Genomic DNA, 19,278 nt, shown 5'->3' with positions numbered 1-19,278 from the left:
GGCAGGCACCTTGTTGTGCGTCATTCGAATTTTATGTAGCACGTCCCGAAGGGGCTGACATAAGTCGGTGAATGAGCCACTGATTACTATTATGCAGTAACTGTGCCAATAAATAAAATAGTTTGATAACGTACTGATTATACGTTGTTTTGATGGATTTATGACTTCTTCGCTATTTGGCTGTAAATCAGCCATTGTGTCGCTAAAAAGAGACAGCTTAAGATAAATTTATTAGATCCAAATAAAATCAATCAATTAAATGTCGCCAAAAAGCGACACGGTAAACCACCCATTGTCGTGATTTACAGACACAAAAAAAAGCTCCCGGAGCTGGGAGCTTATGATAGAGGTCGGCGTTTAATGCCGGATGCGGCGTGAATGCCACATCCGGTCAGCAAAACCAATAGTTTGACGACTTACCCCAACTGCTTACGCGCATTGCGGAAAATACGCATCCATGGGCCATCCTCGCCCCAGTTTTCCGGATGCCAGGAGTTACTGACAGTACGGAAAACACGTTCCGGGTGCGGCATCATAATGGTGACTCGACCACTTTCAGTCGTGACCGCCGTAATACCATTCGGAGAACCGTTCGGGTTAGCCGGGTAGGTTTCAGTGACTTTGCCGAAGTTATCGACATAGCGCAGTGCCACCAGCCCTTTGCTTTCCAGTGCCGCCAGATGCGCCGCATCGCGCACTTCCACGCGCCCTTCGCCGTGAGAGACAGCAATCGGCATCTGCGAACCCACCATCCCTTGCAACAGCAGAGACGGGCTTTGGGTCACTTCTACCAGGCTGAAACGCGCTTCAAAGCGATCGGAGGTGTTACGCACGAAACGTGGCCACAACTCGCTACCTGGGATCAGTTCGCGTAGGTTAGACATCATCTGGCAACCGTTACATACCCCCAGCGCCAGCGTTTGCGGACGGTGGAAGAAGGTTGCAAACTCATCGCGTACACGGTCATTGAACAGGATAGACTTCGCCCAGCCTTCACCAGCACCCAGCACATCACCGTAGGAGAAACCGCCGCACGCTACCAGAGCGTGGAAATCCTCCAGGCCCGTGCGTCCAGCCAGCAGGTCGCTCATATGCACATCGATTGCATCGAAGCCTGCACGGTGGAAAGCTGCCGCCATTTCAACATGCGAGTTCACCCCCTGCTCACGCAGCACGGCAACTTTCGGACGCGCACCAGTGGCAATATACGGTGCTGCCACATCTTCGTTGATATCAAACGACAGTTTCACATTCAGGCCCGGATCGGCGTCGTTAGATTTCGCCTGATGTTCCTGATCGGCACACTCCGGATTGTCACGCAGGCGCTGCATCTGCCAGGTAGTTTCTGCCCACCAGACACGCAACGTGGTGCGGCTTTCGCTGAATACAGTCTGCCCGTTGGCGGTAATTACAAAACGGTCACCGGAAACCGCCTGCCCAACATAATGGACGCAATCAGCAAGCCCATGCTGTGCCAGTACCGCTTCAACTGCTTCACGGTCAGCGGCTCGAACCTGAATCACCGCACCCAGTTCTTCGTTAAACAACGCCGCCAGGCGATCGTCGCCCAGAGAGGCGATATCCGCTTCAATACCGCAATGACCGGCAAACGCCATTTCCGCCAGCGTCACCAGCAGGCCACCGTCAGAGCGGTCGTGGTACGCGAGCAGCTTACGCTGTGCAACCAGCGCCTGAATCGCGTCATAGAAGCCTTTCAGTTGCGCGACATCGCGTACATCTGCCGGTTTGTCGCCAAGCTGACGATAAACCTGCGCCAGCGCCGTTGCACCCAGCGCGTTATTGCCTTTGCCCAGATCAATCAGCAGCAGTGCGTTATCTTCGGTAGAAAGCTGCGGCGTGATGGTGTGACGCACATCTTCCACGCGGGCAAATGCAGAAATCACCAGCGACAGCGGCGACGTCATTTCGCGCTCTTCGCTACCTTCCTGCCAGCGGGTTTTCATCGACATGGAGTCTTTACCCACCGGAATCGTCAGGCCCAGCGCCGGACAAAGCTCTTCGCCCACCGCTTTAACGGCTTCATACAGGCCCGCGTCTTCACCTGGATGACCTGCTGCCGCCATCCAGTTAGCGGAAAGTTTAATGCGTTTGATATCGCCAATCTGCGTAGCGGCGATGTTAGTTAACGCTTCACCGACCGCCAGGCGGGCAGAAGCGGCGAAATCCAGCAGTGCAACTGGCGCACGTTCGCCTATTGCCATCGCTTCACCGTAGTAGCTGTCGAGGCTGGCGGTAGTGACTGCGCAGTTAGCGACCGGCACCTGCCACGGACCCACCATCTGATCGCGCGCCACCATGCCGGTTACGCTGCGATCGCCGATGGTCACCAGAAAGGTTTTCTCCGCCACAGTCGGCAGATGTAACACACGTTTCACCGCGTCAGCGATGGTGATCCCTTCACGGGCCAGCGCGTCGCCTTTCGCTTTCAGCGTTTGCACATCGCGGGTCATCTTCGGCGTTTTGCCAAGTAGAACGTCGAGCGGCAGATCGATGGGTTGATTATCAAAATGACGATCGTGCAGAGAAAGATGTAATTCTTCGGTGGCCTCACCAATCACCGCGTACGGTGCGCGCTCACGCTTACACAGTTCGTCAAACAGCGGTAACTGATCGGCAGCAACGGCCAGCACGTAGCGTTCCTGGGATTCGTTACACCAGATTTCCAGCGGGCTCATGCCCGGTTCGTCGCTCAGGATATCGCGCAGTTCAAATTTACCGCCGCGTCCGCCGTCGCTCACCAGCTCCGGCATGGCGTTAGAAAGACCGCCTGCGCCGACGTCGTGGATAAACAGAATCGGGTTCGCGTCGCCAAGCTGCCAGCAGCGGTCGATCACTTCCTGGCAACGACGTTCCATTTCCGGGTTATCGCGCTGAACGGACGCGAAATCGAGATCCGCGTCAGACTGGCCGGAGGCCATGGAAGAGGCCGCGCCGCCGCCAAGACCGATGTTCATTGCCGGGCCGCCGAGAACGACCAGTTTCGCACCGACGTTGATCTCGCCTTTTTGTACGTGATCGGCGCGAATGTTGCCGATCCCACCCGCCAGCATGATCGGTTTGTGATACCCGCGCAGCTCTTCGCCGTTGTGGCTATTCACTTTTTCTTCATAGGTACGGAAGTAGCCGTTCAGTGCCGGACGACCAAATTCGTTGTTAAATGCCGCGCCGCCCAGCGGACCTTCTGTCATGATGTCCAGCGCGGTGACAATGCGCTCAGGCTTACCGAAATCTTCTTCCCACGGTTGTTCAAAGCCAGGAATACGCAGGTTGGATACGGAGAAACCGACCAGGCCAGCTTTCGGCTTCGCGCCGCGGCCGGTGGCACCTTCATCGCGAATTTCGCCACCGGAACCGGTTGCCGCCCCCGGCCACGGAGAAATCGCCGTTGGGTGGTTGTGGGTTTCGACTTTCATCAGGATGTGCGCCGGTTCCTGATGGAAATCGTAGCGGCCCGTTTCGTGGTCAGCAAAGTAGCGGCCCACTTCAGAACCTTCCATTACGGCGGCGTTATCTTTATAAGCCGAGAGAACGTGATCCGGCGTGGTTTCGAAGGTGTTTTTGATCATCTTGAACAGCGATTTCGGTTGCTGTTCACCGTCGATAATCCAGTCGGCGTTAAAAATTTTATGACGGCAGTGCTCAGAGTTCGCCTGGGCGAACATATACAGCTCGATGTCGTTCGGGTTACGACCCAGCTTTGTGAACGCATCCTGCAGATAGTCAATTTCATCTTCCGCCAGTGCCAGGCCAAGACGCAGGTTAGCGTCGATTAGCGCCTGACGGCCCTGCCCCAGCAAATCAACGCTGGTGACCGGAGTCGGTTGATGGTGTGCAAACAGCTGCTCTGCATCATCTAAAGCAGAAAAGACCGTTTCCATCATGCGGTCGTGCAGTTCAGCGGTCACCTGCTGCCATTGTTGATGGGTCAGCGTACCGGCTTCTATATAGTAAGCAACGCCGCGCTCAAGGCGGTTTACCTGTTGCAGCCCGCAGTTATGGGCGATATCGGTCGCTTTCGAAGACCAGGGAGAGATGGTACCAGGACGCGGAGTCACCAGCAGGAGTTTGCCTTGCGGGGCGTGGCTGGCGAGTGCCGGGCCATATTTCAGCAGGCGTTCAAGTTGTGCGTGCTCATCATCGTTTAACGGCGCATTGAGGTCAGCAAAATGGACATACTCGGCGTAAATATTGTGAACCGGGAGCCTGGCAGCCTGAAAACGTGCCAGCAGTTTGTTGATTCGGAATGCCGACAATGCAGGCGAACCACGCAGAATTTCCATCATAAGTCTCTCGTCTTCTAAGCTTTCGGTGTACCCAAGGGGGGGAAACGGGCGTCATTATAAAGAATCTGATGCGCTGACGAAACCGTTTGCGTGGAAATAAAATCACCATTGTGAATTAGCAACGCGTGCCGCCAATGGCTGTAATAAGTTGCCAACTGGCGCTGGTTTACGCAAAATGCCGCTCATTTATGAGTAAACCTTTCACTATTATTACGTTTTTTCAAGCTGGGATGCGCACGACACAGAGAATTAACTAATTGAAAAAATTAAAGATTAATTATCTGTTCATCGGCATTCTGGCACTGCTGCTCGCGGTCGCTCTCTGGCCATCCATTCCCTGGTTTGGTAAAGCCGACAACCGTATCGCCGCCATTCAAGCGCGGGGAGAGTTGCGTGTGAGCACTATTCATACCCCACTGACTTATAACGAAATCAACGGGAAACCTTTTGGCCTGGATTACGAACTGGCGAAACAGTTTGCCGAGTACCTCGGCGTAAAACTGAAAGTGACCGTGCGGCAGAATATCAGCCAGCTGTTTGACGACCTCGATAACGGCAACGCCGATCTGCTGGCTGCAGGACTGGTTTATAACAGTGAGCGGGTAAAAAACTATCAGCCTGGCCCTACCTACTATTCCGTGTCACAACAACTGGTTTATAAAGTGGGTCAGTATCGCCCGCGTACGCTGGGCAATCTGACAGCGGAGCAACTTACCATCGCACCAGGCCATGTGGTGGTTAACGATCTCCAGACCCTGAAAGAAACAAAATTCCCGGAATTAAGCTGGAAGGTAGACGACAAAAAAGGCTCAGCAGAACTAATGGAAGATGTCATCGAAGGAAAACTCGATTACACCATTGCTGATTCTGTCGCCATCAGCCTGTTTCAGCGCGTTCACCCGGAACTCGCTGTAGCGCTTGATATCACCGACGAACAGCCGGTGACATGGTTTAGCCCGTTAGATGGCGATAATACCCTTTCTGCCGCTCTGCTCGACTTCTTCAACGAAATGAATGAAGACGGCACGCTGGCACGCATTGAAGAGAAATACCTGGGGCATGGCGATGATTTTGATTACGTCGATACGCGCACGTTTTTACGCGCCGTCGATACCGTACTGCCGCAGTTGAAACCGCTGTTTGAGAAGTACGCCGAAGAAATTGACTGGCGTTTGCTGGCCGCTATTGCTTATCAGGAATCGCACTGGGATGCACAGGCCACTTCACCGACGGGCGTGCGCGGCATGATGATGTTAACCAAAAATACCGCGCAAAGCCTCGGCATTACGGATCGTACCGATGCCGAACAGAGCATCAGCGGCGGTGTGCGTTATTTGCAGGATATGATGAGTAAAGTGCCGGAAAGTGTGCCGGAGAACGAACGGATCTGGTTTGCCCTCGCCGCGTACAATATGGGCTATGCGCATATGCTGGATGCCCGCGCCCTGACGGCAAAAACTAAAGGTAATCCTGACAGTTGGGCTGACGTGAAACAGCGCCTGCCTTTACTTAGCCAGAAACCCTATTACAGCAAGCTGACTTACGGCTACGCACGTGGGCATGAAGCCTACGCTTATGTCGAAAATATTCGTAAGTATCAGATTAGCCTGGTGGGGTATCTGCAAGAGAAAGAGAAGCAGGCTACAGAAGCGGCGATACAACTGGCGCAGGATTATCCGGCAGTATCGCCAACGGAGCTGGGCAAAGAGAAATTTCCTTTTCTCTCGTTTCTTTCCCAGTCGTCATCAAACTATTTGACCCACTCTCCCTCTCTGCTGTTTTCGAGGAAAGGGAGTGAAGAGAAACAAAATTAATCCGTCGAGGATTGCGCTTTTTTCTGCGCTTTAATTTCCTGTCGGCGCATGCGAAAGAAGTCACTGAGCAACGCCGCGCACTCATCCGCCAGTATTCCTTCTGTAATTTCCACTCGGTGATTCATACCCGGATGGTGCAGCACATCCATTAAAGATCCCGCAGCGCCCGTTTTCGCGTCACGCGCACCAAAGACCACGCGACCAATGCGACTGTGGATCATTGCTCCGGCACACATTACACAGGGTTCAAGCGTGACATACAACGTGGCGTCGATCAGACGATAATTTTGCATCACCAGACCGCCCTGCCGCAGAGCCATGATTTCTGCATGTGCGGTGGGATCATGTCGACCAATCGGACGGTTCCAGCCTTCGCCGATTACCCGATTGTTATGCACTAATACCGCGCCGACCGGTACTTCCCGCTCATCCCAGGCACGCTTCGCCAGCGTCATTGCATGACGCATCCAGTATTCGTGGCTAAATTCGACTTCAGACAAAAAGAAAACTCCGGTTATAAAAGCGCGGCGCATTATACACGGACGCTATGCTTTACTCTATTCCAGTTGCTGGAGTTCACCGCGCGGGGTTACCCGCCAACGATGCTGGCAGAAATAAAGCAGCGGGTTGTCCTGATTACTGTCGCTATAGCCACTGTACAGCCGCAGCGGCGTGCCAATTTTGCGCTCCAGTTGCGCGACCTTTTCATGTCCCAGACAACGCATCGTCAATATCCAACCACCATAGCCACGCTGAATTTGGCTGGCGATAAGATTAACCCGCGGCAGCCAGGGCGTATCGAAATAAACCGCTTCAACCAGCGGCTGCGGAGATCCTGTGATCAACCAAATATCCGCATCGGAACTTAACAGGTAGGTAGTCAAACGCTCCTGAACCAGCGGAAAAGCGGTAACATTGTCGCGAAACCAGTGCACAAAATCGGCCTGCAACGCTTGTAAGCGCGCTTCACTGTGACCAAAAGTGCATCCCCAAAGAAGCAGACTCATCGGCCAGCGTGCTGCACGACCTTTTATCAATAACGCGATGGCAATGACCGGCAACAACGGCAGGACAAGTAATGCATTCAGCGGTTGGCGACGCAGTAAATAACGCAAAAAACTGCCGAACATATCCTGCTGATGCAATGTTCCATCTAAGTCAAAAAACACCACACGACGCTCGTGAGTTGCCAAACCATACTCCTCTGGACTGAAACATCCTGATTAATCTTCGCTACTACATAGCCTAACAGATAGATCATCACTTTTCCGGCAACAATCGACTGCATCATGGCTATCTGGAATTTTTAATTCATGGCAATTAGCAGCAATGGAATATAAAATTCACTCGCGTGTGTTTCATATTGCCTGTTGTCGCCATAATTTCATCGCGAGGAAAGATATGAACGGCTTACTTCGTATCCGTCAGCGTTACCAGGGGCTTGCCCAGAGTGATAAAAAACTGGCGGATTATCTGCTGCTACAACCTGATACGGCGCGCCATTTAAGCTCTCAGCAACTGGCCAACGAAGCCGGAGTCAGTCAGTCCAGCGTCGTGAAGTTCGCGCAAAAACTCGGCTATAAAGGTTTTCCGGCATTGAAGTTGGCGTTGAGTGAAGCGCTGGCAAGCCAGCCGGAATCCCCTTCTGTGCCCATTCATAACCAAATCCGTGGTGATGATCCGTTACGGCTGGTCGGCGAAAAACTGATTAAAGAAAATACTGCCGCCATGTACGCAACGCTAAACGTTAATAGTGAAGAGAAACTGCATGAATGCGTAACAATGTTGCGCTCTGCACGGCGGATAATTCTGACCGGTATTGGCGCTTCGGGTCTGGTGGCGCAAAACTTTGCCTGGAAGCTGATGAAGATTGGCTTCAATGCCGCCGCAGTGCGCGATATGCATGCGCTACTCGCCACAGTCCAGGCGTCGTCCCCTGACGATCTGTTATTAGCCATTTCCTACACTGGTGTACGACGCGAGTTAAACCTGGCGGCAGATGAGATGCTGCGAGTGGGCGGAAAAGTACTGGCGATTACCGGCTTTACTCCCAATGCCCTGCAACAACGCGCTTCTCACTGCCTGTATACCATTGCCGAAGAACAAGCGACAAACAGTGCTGCAATCTCTGCTTGTCACGCTCAGGGAATGTTAACGGATTTACTGTTCATTGCGCTGATTCAGCAGGATCTGGAACTGGCACCAGAACGTATTCGTCATAGTGAAGCGCTGGTGAAAAAACTGGTTTGAGTAAAGAATGCGCGTATAATGCCCGCCCGGTTTGTGTTGTTTTGAGAGTTTCCTTATGGCGCTGTTAATCACTAAAAAATGCATCAATTGTGATATGTGTGAACCCGAATGCCCGAATGAGGCGATTTCGATGGGTGAACATATCTACGAGATTAACAGCGATAAGTGTACCGAATGCGTAGGCCACTACGAGACGCCCACCTGCCAGAAGGTGTGCCCGATCCCCAATACCATTGTGAAGGATCCACAACATGTCGAGACGGAAGAACAGTTGTGGGATAAATTTGTGCTAATGCACCACGCGGATAAGATTTAATATTTTGCTCTATGAGCAGGATATTGCTTATTTGCTCGTATAAAAGCGAAAGTTACATATTCATTTCCATGATGTCATTAATGAATATATTCATTAAATGAATTCCGATAATATATACGCCGACACTTACGTCTAATTATTAAAGGCGCGCCTGGCTGGTTAACCTGACGCGCCTTAAGTACGTTTCCTGGTGTTACAAGAACAGAAGGATCAGCTGTAAAACAGCAATGACGACTTTAATGACCCGTTTAATCAGGTATCGGCAATCAGTCATTCGTTTTTCCTTAAACAAGGAATGCAGCCGTTCAGATTAGCCCTTACATCTCCCCAAAACTGAACGTGCGAGTTATTGGAATCGAGTGCCGCACTCCACACCAGAGCTTTGACGACACCACTCGTTTCAATGGGGGAATTCAGTGGCATGGCGTAGAACACAGCAAAATATCCAATAACGACGCCGATTCTAATGTACTTATCAAAAAGCGGTCACGTTAATCTTTTCATCAATATCGATTTCTTCGTAAAGGCTCGAGTTTTTATGCTAAAGATTGCAAGTTGCTTGTACAGGATAACTAAATTGATCCATAATCATTTTTGTTGGAATCGTGTGCTGCACAAAATTAAAGTTGTAAAGTAAAACCCCCGTTCCTTACCAGTTCGGGGGTTTTACTTTTTAAAGAGAACGATATTATTTTAACTTTCGATAATTACCGTGGCACAAGCATAGTGGCGCTCATCTGCCAGCGTTACATGCATATTTACAACGCCGAGTTTTTCCGCCAGTTTTAACGCCTCACCCCATAGCCGCAACCGTGGTTTGCCGAGCTCATCGTTGAATACTTCAAACTGATTAAACGCCAGACCATTGCGGATCCCGGTGCCAAACGCTTTTGCTGCCGCTTCTTTCACAGCAAAACGCTTCGCCAGAAAACGCACTGGCTGGTGGTGCGTTTTCCAGATTTCCCATTCGTTATCGCTTAATACGCGGCGAGCCAGGCGCTCACCGGATCGGGCGATCACCGCTTCTATGCGAGCGATCTCCACGATATCCGTGCCTAAACCTAATATTGCCATTAGCCACGCGCTTCCAGCATCAAACGCTTCATTTCTGCCACCGCATCTTTCAGTCCGGTCATCACTGCACGACCAATAATGGCATGACCGATATTCAGTTCATGCATCTCAGGGATGGCGGCAATGGCTTTCACGTTGTGATAGGTCAGACCGTGACCAGCGTTAACTTTCAGACCGAGACTTGCGGCAAAGGCCGCGGCTTTGGCGATACGCGCCAGCTCTTGCGCCTGTTCGGCGTCAGTTTTGGCATCAGCATAGCAACCGGTGTGGATCTCGATGAACGGTGCGCCAACCTCTGCCGCGGCTTTGATCTGCTCTTCATCGGCGTCGATAAACAGAGAAACCAGGATCCCGGCCTCCGCCAGACGTTTGCAGGCATCGCGCATTTTTTCACGCTGTCCAGCGACGTCCAGGCCGCCTTCGGTTGTTACTTCCTGGCGCTTTTCAGGTACCAGGCAGCAAAAATGCGGCTTTGTTTCAACGGCGATCCCCAGCATCTCTTCGGTCACCGCCATCTCCAGATTCATGCGGGTATCCAGCGTCTGACGCAGGATGCGCACGTCGCGGTCGGTAATGTGGCGACGATCTTCACGTAGATGCACGGTAATGCCATCCGCCCCCGCCTGCTCAGCAATAAACGCCGCCTGCACCGGATCCGGGTAAGCAGTACCACGTGCGTTACGCAGCGTTGCAATATGGTCAATGTTGACGCCTAACAGTAATTCAGCCATGACAATCCTCATCATTCATAATGTGTTTTCACCGTTCGCTTAGGCATAAACTGCCGGAACAGTTCCCTGCTCTTTAATGGTTTACCGCCAAGATACGGCTTAAGCGCCATGCGGGTAAAGCGTTTCGCGGCGCGTAGTGTGTCTGCGTCAGGAAATTCCCGCGCGTTTAACGCTTTTAACTGCCTTCCAGTGAACGTTTTATTGTCGATAACGACGCTTGCGATAAACCCTTTTTCTTCGCGATAACGATACGTCATGGTGTCATCTACCGGCTCGCCGCTACCCGCACAATGGGTAAAATTGACGCCATAACCCAGATGACCGAGCAGTGCCAGTTCAAAGCGGCGCAGCGCGGGTTCTGGCGTACCAGTGGCACCTGCAAGAGACTGAATGCAGTGCAAGTAATCGAAAAAGAGTTCAGAGAAGCGCGTCTCGTATTCCAGCACGCGGGAAAGAAGTTCGTTGATGTACAAACCGCTGTAAAGGGTGATACCGCTTAATGGCAGCGCCAGCGAGACAGCTTCGGCACTGCGCAGCGTTTTGACTTCGCCACGCCCGCCAAAACGTAGCAAGAGAGGGGTGAAAGGCTGTAATGCACCTTTCAGAGTAGAGCGTTTAGAGCGTGCGCCTTTGGCAACCAGACGCACGCGACCCGATTCCTCCGTGAAGACGTCCAGCATCAGGCTGGTTTCGCTCCACGGGCGACTATGCAATACGAATGCGCGCTGCCAGCCTTCCATCATACTCGTCGCCTTTCAAGTTGCAGGTGCCTTGGCTGCACCCGTTCACCCTGGTCACTTACTTTAGTAAGCTCCCAGGGATTCACGGTCTTGCCGCCTTCCTGCACCTCGAAAGTCATAGAGTATGCTAATTAAAGATCGTCAACGTAACCGAGACTGCGCAGTGCGCGTTCGTCGTCGGCCCAACCGGATTTCACTTTTACCCACAGCTCAAGGTGAACAGGCGCTTCGAACATTTCCTGCATGTCTTTACGCGCTTCAATCCCGATGGTTTTGATCTTGGCCCCTTTGTTGCCAATAACCATCTTCTTCTGCCCTTCACGCTCAACGAGAATCAAACCGTTGATGTCATAACCACCGCGTTCGTTAGAGACGAAACGTTCGATCTCCACGGTCACGGAGTACGGCAGTTCAGCGCCGAGGAAACGCATCAGTTTTTCGCGGATGATTTCAGACGCCATAAAACGCTGTGAGCGATCGGTGATGTAATCTTCCGGGAAGTGATGGGTAGCTTCAGGCAGATGCTTACGCACGATTGCCGCGATAGTGTCGACATTCAGCCCGGTTTCGGCAGAGATCGGCACGATATCGAGGAAGTTCATCTGGCTTGCCAGGAACTGTAAATGCGGCAGCAGATCGGCTTTTTCCTGCACGTTATCCACTTTGTTCACCGCGAGGATTACCGGCGCTTTGCCATCGCGCAGTTTGTTGAGCACCATTTCATCGTCCGGCGTCCAGCGGGTGCCTTCAACGACAAAAATCACCAGCTCAACGTCGCCAATGGAACTGCTCGCCGCTTTGTTCATCAGGCGGTTAATGGCGCGTTTTTCTTCCATATGCAGGCCTGGGGTATCGACGTAGATCGCCTGATACGCGCCTTCAGTATGGATCCCCACAATGCGGTGACGAGTTGTCTGCGCCTTGCGGGAGGTGATGGAGATTTTCTGCCCCAACAATTTATTCAACAATGTGGATTTGCCAACGTTCGGACGTCCGACGATAGCAATAAATCCGCAGTAACTTTTATCGTTGCTCATTCCAGCTCCAGTTTTTTCAACGCCTGTTCGGCGGCAGCCTGCTCAGCCTTACGACGGCTTGAACCTGTGCCAACCACCGGTTCACTCAGGCCGCTGACCTGGCAGTGGATAGTAAATTCCTGATCGTGCGCTTCGCCACGTACCTGAACTACCAGATAAGTCGGCAGCGGCAGATGGCGACCCTGCAAATATTCTTGCAAGCGCGTTTTCGGATCTTTTTGTTTATCGCCTGGGCTAATTTCGTCCAGACGGGTTTGATACCAGTTAAGGATTAATTTCTCGACGGTTTGAATGTCACTGTCGAGGAATACGCCACCAATTAATGCTTCGACGGTGTCGGCGAGAATTGACTCACGACGAAATCCACCGCTTTTAAGTTCACCTGGCCCTAAACGTAAGCACTCACCTAACTCAAATTCGCGCGCCAGTTCAGCCAGCGTATTGCCACGGACCAGCGTGGCGCGCATCCGGCTCATATCGCCTTCATCCACGCGAGGGAAACGGTGATAAAGCGCATTGGCGATAACGTAGCTCAGAATAGAGTCGCCTAAAAATTCTAAACGCTCGTTATGTTTGCTGCTGGCACTACGATGGGTTAATGCCTGCTGCAACAGTTCCTGATGATTAAAAGTGTAGCCCAGCTTCCTTTGAAGCCGATTAATTACGATGGGGTTCATGCGATACCAATAAATAAATGCGTCAACAATTCAGCACACGAAACAGACCTGATATACATGGCTCTGCTAACTGCTTCGCTGCAGTTTCAGTTTACCGGTATATGGGGACCAACGCTGTTTCGTGTGCCGTGGCAACCTGGAGGTGCCAACCTTAAACTTCGGGGGAATATTCTATACACAACGACGGGGGATGTCGTTAGCCACGGGGGATTTATCTCATAAATAATTCACGTTGTCGCCATAACGGCGACAACGTGAACGAAGATAAGCTATTAATGGATGCCGCCAATACGACTTAAGCGCACACCAGTCGGCCATTCGCCTTCTTGCTTATCGAAACTCATCCAGATAGCCGTTGCCCGACCTACCAGATTCGCTTCCGGCACAAAGCCCCAGTAACGGCTGTCCGCGCTGTTGTCACGGTTGTCACCCATCATGAAGTATTGGCCCGGTGGAACAATCCAGGTTGCCAATTGTTGCCCTGGCTGCTGGTAATACATCCCTACCTGATCCTGGGCAATCGGCACTGTCAAAATACGGTGCGTCACATCACCCAGAGTCTCTTTACGCTCGGAAAGACGAATTCCATTTTCTTTGGTTTCGTTTTTCGGCACTTCAAAGAATCCGCTGGTTGCTTCCCCACCATTACGGCGCGAGAAGGTCTGAACGAAATCGCTGGGTTCCACGTTTGAGTAGGTGACCGGCAGCGCGTTTTCACACGCCTGACCGGAACTGCATCCCGGCTGAATCGTCAGCTCTTTTGAAACCGGATCGTAAGTGACTTTATCGCCCGGTAAACCCACCGCACGCTTGATGTAATCAAGCTTTGGATCTTCCGGGTATTTAAAGACCACGATATCGCCACGTTTCGGATGACCGGTTTCGATCAGCGTTTTCTGGTAGATAGGATCTTTAATGCCGTAAGCAAACTTTTCTACCAGAATAAAGTCACCGATTAACAGAGTCGGCATCATCGAACCTGACGGGATCTGGAACGGTTCATAAATAAACGAACGCACAATCAATACAATAGCCAGCACCGGAAAAACAGAAGCCCCGGTTTCCAGCCAACCTGGCTTCGGCGCAACTTTTTTCAGCGTTGCTTTATCCAGTGAGTCACCGGCAGCCGCTTGAGCCGCTGCCTGACGTTCCCGTCGCTTAGGTGCGAAAAAGAATTTATCCACGCACCATAAAATGCCCGTCACCAGTGTGGCAATCACCAGAATCAGGGCAAACATATTCGCCATGCCAACTCCTAAGGGTTATTTGTTGTCTTTGCCGACGTGCAGAATGGCGAGGAACGCTTCCTGCGGCAGCTCGACGTTACCGATCTGCTTCATGCGTTTCTTACCTTCTTTCTGCTTCTGCAGCAGCTTTTTCTTACGGCTGATATCGCCACCATAACATTTAGCCAGTACGTTTTTACGCAGCTGTTTCACGGTGGAGCGCGCAATGATGTGCGTACCAATCGCTGCCTGAATGGCGATATCAAACTGCTGGCGCGGGATCAGATCTTTCATCTTTTCCACCAGCTCGCGACCACGGTTTTGCGAATTATCACGGTGGGTGATCAGCGCCAGCGCATCAACACGTTCACCGTTGATTAATACGTCTACACGTACCATGTCGGACGCCTGGAAGCGTTTGAAGTTGTAATCCAGAGACGCATAACCACGAGAGGTAGATTTCAGGCGATCGAAGAAGTCGAGCACCACTTCCGCCATCGGGATCTCGTAAGTCAACGCCACCTGGTTACCGTGGTAAACCATGTTGGTTTGTACGCCACGTTTTTCTACGCACAGCGTAATAACGTTACCGAGATATGCCTGCGGCAATAGCATGTGACACTCTGCAATCGGCTCGCGCAGTTCGTAGATGTTATTTACCGCTGGCAGCTTCGATGGGCTGTCGACGTAAATAACTTCTCTTGACGTGGTTTCAACTTCATACACTACGGTCGGCGCAGTGGTGATCAGATCCAGATCGTATTCACGTTCCAGACGTTCCTGAATGATCTCCATGTGCAGCAGGCCGAGGAAGCCGCAGCGGAAACCAAAGCCCAACGCGCTGGAGCTTTCCGGCTCATAGAACAATGAGGCATCATTCAGGCTGAGTTTGCCCAGCGCGTCACGGAAGGCTTCATAGTCGTCAGAGCTTACCGGGAACAAGCCTGCGTAAACCTGCGGTTTGACTTTCTTAAAGCCAGGCAGCGCCTTTTCTGCCGGATTACGCGCCAATGTTAAGGTATCACCTACCGGTGCACCGTGGATATCTTTGATCGCACATACCAACCAGCCAACTTCACCGCATTTCAGTTCAGTGCGGTCAACCTGCTTCGGCGTGAAAATACCCAGACGGTCGGCGTTATAGGTCTGCCCGGTACTCATGACTTTCACTTTGTCGCCCTTACGCAGGGTGCCGTTTTTAATACGGATAAGTGAAACAACGCCCAGGTAGTTGTCGAACCAGGAGTCGATAATTAGCGCCTGTAACGGGCCTTCCGGATCGCCTTCCGGCGGCGGAATATCGCGCACCAGACGTTCGAGAACGTCCTGCACACCAACGCCGGTTTTCGCTGAGCAGCGCACTGCGTCGGTGGCGTCGATACCAACGATATCTTCAATTTCTTCTGCTACGCGTTCAGGATCAGCTGCCGGCAGGTCAATCTTGTTCAGTACCGGCACTACTTCGAGATCCATTTCCATCGCGGTGTAGCAGTTTGCCAGGGTTTGCGCTTCTACGCCCTGCCCGGCGTCGACCACCAGCAATGCACCCTCACAGGCAGCCAGCGAACGGGAAACTTCATAGGAGAAGTCTACGTGGCCCGGGGTGTCGATAAAGTTAAGCTGATAGGTTTCGCCATCAGACGCTTTGTAATCCAGCGTCACGCTTTGCGCTTTGATGGTAATGCCACGCTCACGCTCAAGATCCATGGAATCGAGAACCTGCGCCTCCATTTCACGGTCAGACAGGCCACCGCAGATCTGGATAATACGGTCAGACAGCGTCGATTTACCGTGGTCAATGTGAGCTATGATCGAAAAGTTACGTATATTCTTCATAAAGTATGATTATTGTGCCTTAATGCCCGGTTAACCAGGCTTTTAGAAGTCGCTGTTCTGAGCTTAACGTCTGTATTAATAGAAACGCCGCATTCTACACTACAACATTGAGGCGAGGAAATGTTCATACGGTATGGATTGTGGTATCTGGAAACGTCCTCGCATTTGTTATGCAAAATGCAACAAAGCCAGTGAAATCACTGGCTCGCGTCTTCCGAAGATGTTTCAAATCGCACAAGGCCTGGCGGCAATGCCACGCTTAAGATGATCGGTTGCCATTCCGCCCGGGCAGCAAACTTTCGCGAGTAGCCGCGTGCAATCAGGAATCCACCAACGCCGCCGAGAATCGCACCGCATAATGCTGCAATATCTGAAGCAAAGAGTAGCTGAAATAACGAAGCGATGAGGAATAATCCCACCAACGGCGACATATAAACCAGTAATGCGGAGCTAAGCAGGCTGCCTTCGGTGATTCCTAATTCCACTTTTTGCCCCGGCACTAATGGTTCATCACAGGGTACGACAATGGTATGCGTGGTTTGTGGGCCAAGTTTATTCAGCACGCGGCTACCGCAACCGACACGGGAAGCACAGCTGCTGCATGAGGCTTTAACATCACAACTGACCAGCGCCTGCCCGTTTTGCCAGGAGACGACAGTAGCCCACTCTTTGATCATTGCGCTGCCCCAAACTTAATATTCTCGGCAATGCGTTTCGCCGTTTGTGGCGGCAGTTCGCCGACAATGGTGATTTCGGCGTTATCACGTACGCTTGTACTGACGGTTCTGCGTCCGGTGCGCAACATCTGATCGGTGCTCGATGGCGTAGCGCGGTTAACGTTTACCGAGAAACTGAATAATCCGTCGGAATAGAGACGTGATTCGATAGGCATGTTGTCCATCGTCGGTAACGGACGTCGGCTGCTGGAAACTTCACTAAACCCCTGTGGCAACCAGGTTGGCGTCCAGCTGAATTTAGCTTTTTCACCTACAGGAACAGAAAGCAGCGGCGGCAGATTTGCTTTCGCCAGCGTCTGCATACTGCTGCTGATATCCTGATTAACGTTAAAAGCAATCACGCGAAATTGTTCCAGCGTTTCACCATCGCGATCAAGGAGATCAACCCGCATCGGTAATTTCGATTCGGTGTCCATCCACACGATGTAGCTATAGCGTGTGCCATCACGGGCCACCACGCGAATGACTTCGCAAAGACGATCAGCAATACGCGTGCGTCCCACGGAGATAAAATCGTAGTAAGGAGAAAGGCGTTTGAAATCGGTATAGATGAGCGATGGCAGAGAATCAACAATGTAATCGCCATTAAGCGTGAACGGTTCAAGGCCCGGTTCAAAGTAGCTGATTTCATTGCCGCGCTGTACCACTTCCCGGCGCGGGCCATCCATTTGCAACAATTGTGCAAGAGGACGGTTATCGAGGCGTGCATGTCGATAACGCAGAGACTCAACACCCTGTTTATTGATGCTGATGAATGACAGCTCGTAATTCAGTGACTGACTGGCCAGGTTCATCTGCTGTAATAACGCCCCGGACGCGGGAGTGGCCGAGGCGTTAGCAGAGAATAACAGGCTACCTGTCACTAATGACATGGCAAACCAAAGTTGCTTCATTACTGCGATTGCGTTCCTAAAGTTTGAATTCCTGGCACCTGTACAGCGGCTTGCTGTGTTTGGGCCTGCTCAAACTGAAGCTGTTCAGAGTGGAGTCGACGTTGCAGTTCGTAATCCTGCAACATTGCATTAATGCGACGACGCTGCTCCTGTACCTGCTGCTGTTGACCATTGTTTGCAGTCGCTTCAGAAGGTACTCCCAGGCTAACCGGGCTGGCTTTACCCATCATCGGCAGTGTATTAAATACTGGCGTTTCGGGCTGCTGGGACGTTTCAGATTGCCCATTATAGTGCTGGACGCCAACGATAACTGCAAGCGATACGCATGCTGCTACGCCCATTTGGGTAAGCTGTGCAGCCCATGGACGTACTTTCTGCCAGAATGGCATTTTCTGCCATTGATGCGGCGCAGGCTGGGCCTCTGGGATCAGTGTCGCCGGTTGACGTACTGGCTCTTCTTCAATGGCGGCCATTACGCGTGAAGAGATATCGAAATGGAGCACCTCGGGAGTATCACCCCGCATTGAGTCACGGATTAAGTGATAGCTTTCCCAGGTTTTCTGCATTTCTGGGTTATGAGCCAGTTCGTTAAGCAGCTCACTATCCAGCGTTTCGCCATCCATTAAAGCGGAAAGTTGTTCTTTCTGCATGCCTAATACCCTTATCCAGTATCCCGCTATCGTCAACGCCTGATAAGCGGTTGAACTTTGTTATCAATAGCTTCCCTCGCTCGGAAGATACGTGAACGCACCGTACCTACCGGACAATCCATGATAGCGGCTATCTCTTCATAGCTCAGGCCATCCAGCTCCCGCAAGGTTATTGCCATGCGTAAATCTTCCGGGAGGGACTCAATAGTTCGGAAAACTATCTGTCTCAGTTCTTCTGACAACATTAAGTTCTCAGGGTTCGAAATTTCTTTCAACGCGCCGCCACTTTCGAAGTTTTCAGCTTCAATGGCATCCACATCACTGGAAGGTGGACGGCGTCCCTGAGCAACCAGGTAATTTTTCGCTGTATTTACAGCAATCCGATACAGCCATGTATAAAAAGCGCTATCTCCCCGGAACGAATCCAGCGCACGATAGGCTTTAATAAAAGCTTCTTGTACCACATCGGGAACATCACCCGACGGCACATAGCGGGAAACCAGACTCGCCACTTTATGCTGATAGCGCACTACCAGTAAGTTAAAGGCTTTCTGATCTCCCTTCTGGACCCGTTCAACCAGGACCTGGTCCGTTAACTGCTCGCTCATCCGAGGTAAAGTCTCCCCAAACCAAATTTCCACGCGCTATCGAAACGCCACTCCATTAGCTGCAATTTGAGCAAGCAAAGGGTTAGAGTGTCTCGTTTTTGTAAAGTTCCGTAACGCATCTGTTTTTGTTTGTCATGCTGTAGACGGATCATTATCTATCATTATAAGTCTACAGAATCTGAACATCGCATTATCTGTGTAGAAATGCCCATTTAACTGCCTGAAGAGTAACCCAACGGCCTTTTTATTTCACCACCTAATCCTTCGCCAGCCAGTAACTTCTCGTTTTCTCGTCGCCGTGATTCGGTCTGTTTAGCCTCTGTAACAAAAATTAAAATAGCAGGTGTTTAATCGCACAACATGATGCTATGCTGACCAAACCGTG

At 51.5% G+C, this 19,278-nt stretch carries 19 protein-coding genes; 3 read left to right on the top strand and 16 right to left on the bottom strand.

Annotated elements, in window-relative coordinates:
* Nucleotides 1-416: 416 nt before the first annotated feature.
* Entirely contained in the window at nt 417-4,304 is a 3,888-nt protein-coding gene (purL, locus tag ATB02_RS09060) for a phosphoribosylformylglycinamidine synthase (RefSeq protein ID WP_105271439.1), read from the bottom strand.
* A 257-nt stretch (nt 4,305-4,561) separates the two neighbouring features.
* Here purL and mltF point away from each other — a divergent pair, with 257 nt between their 5' ends.
* Nucleotides 4,562-6,118, top strand: a complete 1,557-nt coding sequence (mltF, locus tag ATB02_RS09050) for a membrane-bound lytic murein transglycosylase MltF (RefSeq protein WP_105271438.1) — start codon at nt 4,562-4,564, stop codon at nt 6,116-6,118.
* Here the strand turns inward: mltF and tadA are convergent.
* Complete coding sequence (tadA, locus tag ATB02_RS09045) at nt 6,115-6,618, bottom strand: tRNA adenosine(34) deaminase TadA (protein ID WP_001301544.1); 504 nt, start codon at nt 6,616-6,618, stop codon at nt 6,115-6,117. The genes mltF and tadA overlap by 4 nt on opposite strands.
* A 57-nt stretch (nt 6,619-6,675) precedes the next feature.
* On the bottom strand, nt 6,676-7,311 hold the full coding sequence (yfhb, locus tag ATB02_RS09040; protein ID WP_105271437.1) for a phosphatidylglycerophosphatase C: 636 nt from the start codon (nt 7,309-7,311) through the stop codon (nt 6,676-6,678).
* Between the two features lie 208 nt (nt 7,312-7,519).
* On the opposite strand from yfhb, the gene ATB02_RS09035 reads away from it, so the two are divergent.
* Nucleotides 7,520-8,368 (top strand): MurR/RpiR family transcriptional regulator, encoded by an 849-nt coding sequence (locus tag ATB02_RS09035; protein WP_103253356.1) that lies wholly within the window; start codon nt 7,520-7,522, stop codon nt 8,366-8,368.
* 55 nt (nt 8,369-8,423) lie between these two features.
* A complete protein-coding gene (gene yfhL, locus ATB02_RS09030) occupies nt 8,424-8,684 on the top strand; it encodes a 4Fe-4S dicluster ferredoxin YfhL (protein ID WP_001196297.1) in 261 nt (86 codons plus the stop codon).
* 193 nt (nt 8,685-8,877) lie between these two features.
* On the opposite strand, the gene shoB is transcribed toward yfhL, so the two are convergent.
* The 13 genes from shoB to rseD all read right to left on the bottom strand — a co-directional run bounded on the left by shoB (nt 8,878) and on the right by rseD (nt 19,045).
* Nucleotides 8,878-8,958: a type I toxin-antitoxin system toxin ShoB gene (gene shoB, locus ATB02_RS09025; RefSeq protein WP_000128779.1), complete on the bottom strand. Its 81-nt coding sequence runs from the start codon at nt 8,956-8,958 to the stop codon at nt 8,878-8,880.
* A 419-nt stretch (nt 8,959-9,377) separates the two neighbouring features.
* Complete coding sequence (gene acpS, locus ATB02_RS09015; RefSeq protein ID WP_000986038.1) at nt 9,378-9,758, bottom strand: holo-ACP synthase; 381 nt, start codon at nt 9,756-9,758, stop codon at nt 9,378-9,380.
* Nucleotides 9,758-10,489: a pyridoxine 5'-phosphate synthase gene (gene pdxJ / locus ATB02_RS09010; protein ID WP_105271436.1), complete on the bottom strand. Its 732-nt coding sequence runs from the start codon at nt 10,487-10,489 to the stop codon at nt 9,758-9,760. The genes acpS and pdxJ overlap by 1 nt, the downstream gene beginning before the upstream one ends.
* An 11-nt stretch (nt 10,490-10,500) precedes the next feature.
* On the bottom strand, nt 10,501-11,229 hold the full coding sequence (recO, locus tag ATB02_RS09005; protein WP_000399393.1) for a DNA repair protein RecO: 729 nt from the start codon (nt 11,227-11,229) through the stop codon (nt 10,501-10,503).
* A gap of 131 nt (nt 11,230-11,360) precedes the next feature.
* Nucleotides 11,361-12,266 (bottom strand): GTPase Era, encoded by a 906-nt coding sequence (era, locus tag ATB02_RS09000; RefSeq protein WP_000063883.1) that lies wholly within the window; start codon nt 12,264-12,266, stop codon nt 11,361-11,363.
* Entirely contained in the window at nt 12,263-12,943 is a 681-nt protein-coding gene (gene rnc / locus ATB02_RS08995; RefSeq protein WP_001068343.1) for a ribonuclease III, read from the bottom strand. The genes era and rnc overlap by 4 nt, the downstream gene beginning before the upstream one ends.
* 272 nt (nt 12,944-13,215) lie before the next feature.
* The gene (lepB, locus tag ATB02_RS08985; protein ID WP_000002542.1) at nt 13,216-14,190 is read right to left on the bottom strand and encodes a signal peptidase I; all 975 of its coding nucleotides are present in this window, start codon (nt 14,188-14,190) and stop codon (nt 13,216-13,218) included.
* A gap of 15 nt (nt 14,191-14,205) precedes the next feature.
* A complete protein-coding gene (gene lepA, locus ATB02_RS08980; RefSeq protein ID WP_000790168.1) occupies nt 14,206-16,005 on the bottom strand; it encodes a translation elongation factor 4 in 1,800 nt (599 codons plus the stop codon).
* 197 nt (nt 16,006-16,202) lie between these two features.
* Nucleotides 16,203-16,682, bottom strand: a complete 480-nt coding sequence (rseC, locus tag ATB02_RS08975) for a SoxR-reducing system protein RseC (RefSeq protein WP_000589076.1) — start codon at nt 16,680-16,682, stop codon at nt 16,203-16,205.
* Nucleotides 16,679-17,635 carry a sigma-E factor regulatory protein RseB gene (gene rseB / locus ATB02_RS08970; RefSeq protein WP_000812053.1) on the bottom strand — a complete coding sequence of 319 codons (957 nt, stop codon included), beginning with the start codon at nt 17,633-17,635 and terminating at the stop codon, nt 16,679-16,681. The genes rseC and rseB overlap by 4 nt, the downstream gene beginning before the upstream one ends.
* Nucleotides 17,635-18,285, bottom strand: coding sequence for an anti-sigma-E factor RseA (gene rseA / locus ATB02_RS08965; RefSeq protein WP_001168459.1), 651 nt, complete (start codon nt 18,283-18,285; stop codon nt 17,635-17,637). Before rseA ends, rseB begins: the two co-directional genes overlap by 1 nt.
* 32 nt (nt 18,286-18,317) lie before the next feature.
* Nucleotides 18,318-18,893, bottom strand: coding sequence for an RNA polymerase sigma factor RpoE (gene rpoE / locus ATB02_RS08960; RefSeq protein WP_001295364.1), 576 nt, complete (start codon nt 18,891-18,893; stop codon nt 18,318-18,320).
* The gene (rseD, locus tag ATB02_RS26075) at nt 18,890-19,045 is read right to left on the bottom strand and encodes a rpoE leader peptide RseD (RefSeq protein WP_001303621.1); all 156 of its coding nucleotides are present in this window, start codon (nt 19,043-19,045) and stop codon (nt 18,890-18,892) included. Before rseD ends, rpoE begins: the two co-directional genes overlap by 4 nt.
* Nucleotides 19,046-19,278 lie beyond the last annotated feature (233 nt).

The organism is Escherichia sp. MOD1-EC5189 (genome assembly GCF_002966045.1).
GTDB lineage: Bacteria > Pseudomonadota > Gammaproteobacteria > Enterobacterales > Enterobacteriaceae > Escherichia > Escherichia coli_F.
The sequence above is the reverse complement of the archived record's forward strand: the minus strand, read 5'-3'. Positions and strand labels throughout refer to the sequence as shown.

Bases quoted from the DNA above. Each gene is read 5' to 3' on its own strand.
- rpoE (WP_001295364.1), bottom strand. From the start codon at position 18,893: ATGAGCGAGCAGTTAACGGACCAGGTCCTGGTTGAACGGGTCCAGAAG.
- lepB (WP_000002542.1), bottom strand. From the start codon at position 14,190: ATGGCGAATATGTTTGCCCTGATTCTGGTGATTGCCACACTGGTGACG.
- acpS (WP_000986038.1), bottom strand. From the start codon at position 9,758: ATGGCAATATTAGGTTTAGGCACGGATATCGTGGAGATCGCTCGCATA.
- era (WP_000063883.1), bottom strand. From the start codon at position 12,266: ATGAGCAACGATAAAAGTTACTGCGGATTTATTGCTATCGTCGGACGT.
- rseD (WP_001303621.1), bottom strand. From the start codon at position 19,045: ATGATCCGTCTACAGCATGACAAACAAAAACAGATGCGTTACGGAACT.
- rseB (WP_000812053.1), bottom strand. From the start codon at position 17,635: ATGAAGCAACTTTGGTTTGCCATGTCATTAGTGACAGGTAGCCTGTTA.
- purL (WP_105271439.1), bottom strand. From the start codon at position 4,304: ATGATGGAAATTCTGCGTGGTTCGCCTGCATTGTCGGCATTCCGAATC.
- rseC (WP_000589076.1), bottom strand. From the start codon at position 16,682: ATGATCAAAGAGTGGGCTACTGTCGTCTCCTGGCAAAACGGGCAGGCG.
- recO (WP_000399393.1), bottom strand. From the start codon at position 11,229: ATGGAAGGCTGGCAGCGCGCATTCGTATTGCATAGTCGCCCGTGGAGC.
- shoB (WP_000128779.1), bottom strand. From the start codon at position 8,958: ATGACTGATTGCCGATACCTGATTAAACGGGTCATTAAAGTCGTCATT.
- lepA (WP_000790168.1), bottom strand. From the start codon at position 16,005: ATGAAGAATATACGTAACTTTTCGATCATAGCTCACATTGACCACGGT.
- ATB02_RS09035 (WP_103253356.1), top strand. From the start codon at position 7,520: ATGAACGGCTTACTTCGTATCCGTCAGCGTTACCAGGGGCTTGCCCAG.
- rnc (WP_001068343.1), bottom strand. From the start codon at position 12,943: ATGAACCCCATCGTAATTAATCGGCTTCAAAGGAAGCTGGGCTACACT.
- pdxJ (WP_105271436.1), bottom strand. From the start codon at position 10,489: ATGGCTGAATTACTGTTAGGCGTCAACATTGACCATATTGCAACGCTG.
- yfhL (WP_001196297.1), top strand. From the start codon at position 8,424: ATGGCGCTGTTAATCACTAAAAAATGCATCAATTGTGATATGTGTGAA.
- rseA (WP_001168459.1), bottom strand. From the start codon at position 18,285: ATGCAGAAAGAACAACTTTCCGCTTTAATGGATGGCGAAACGCTGGAT.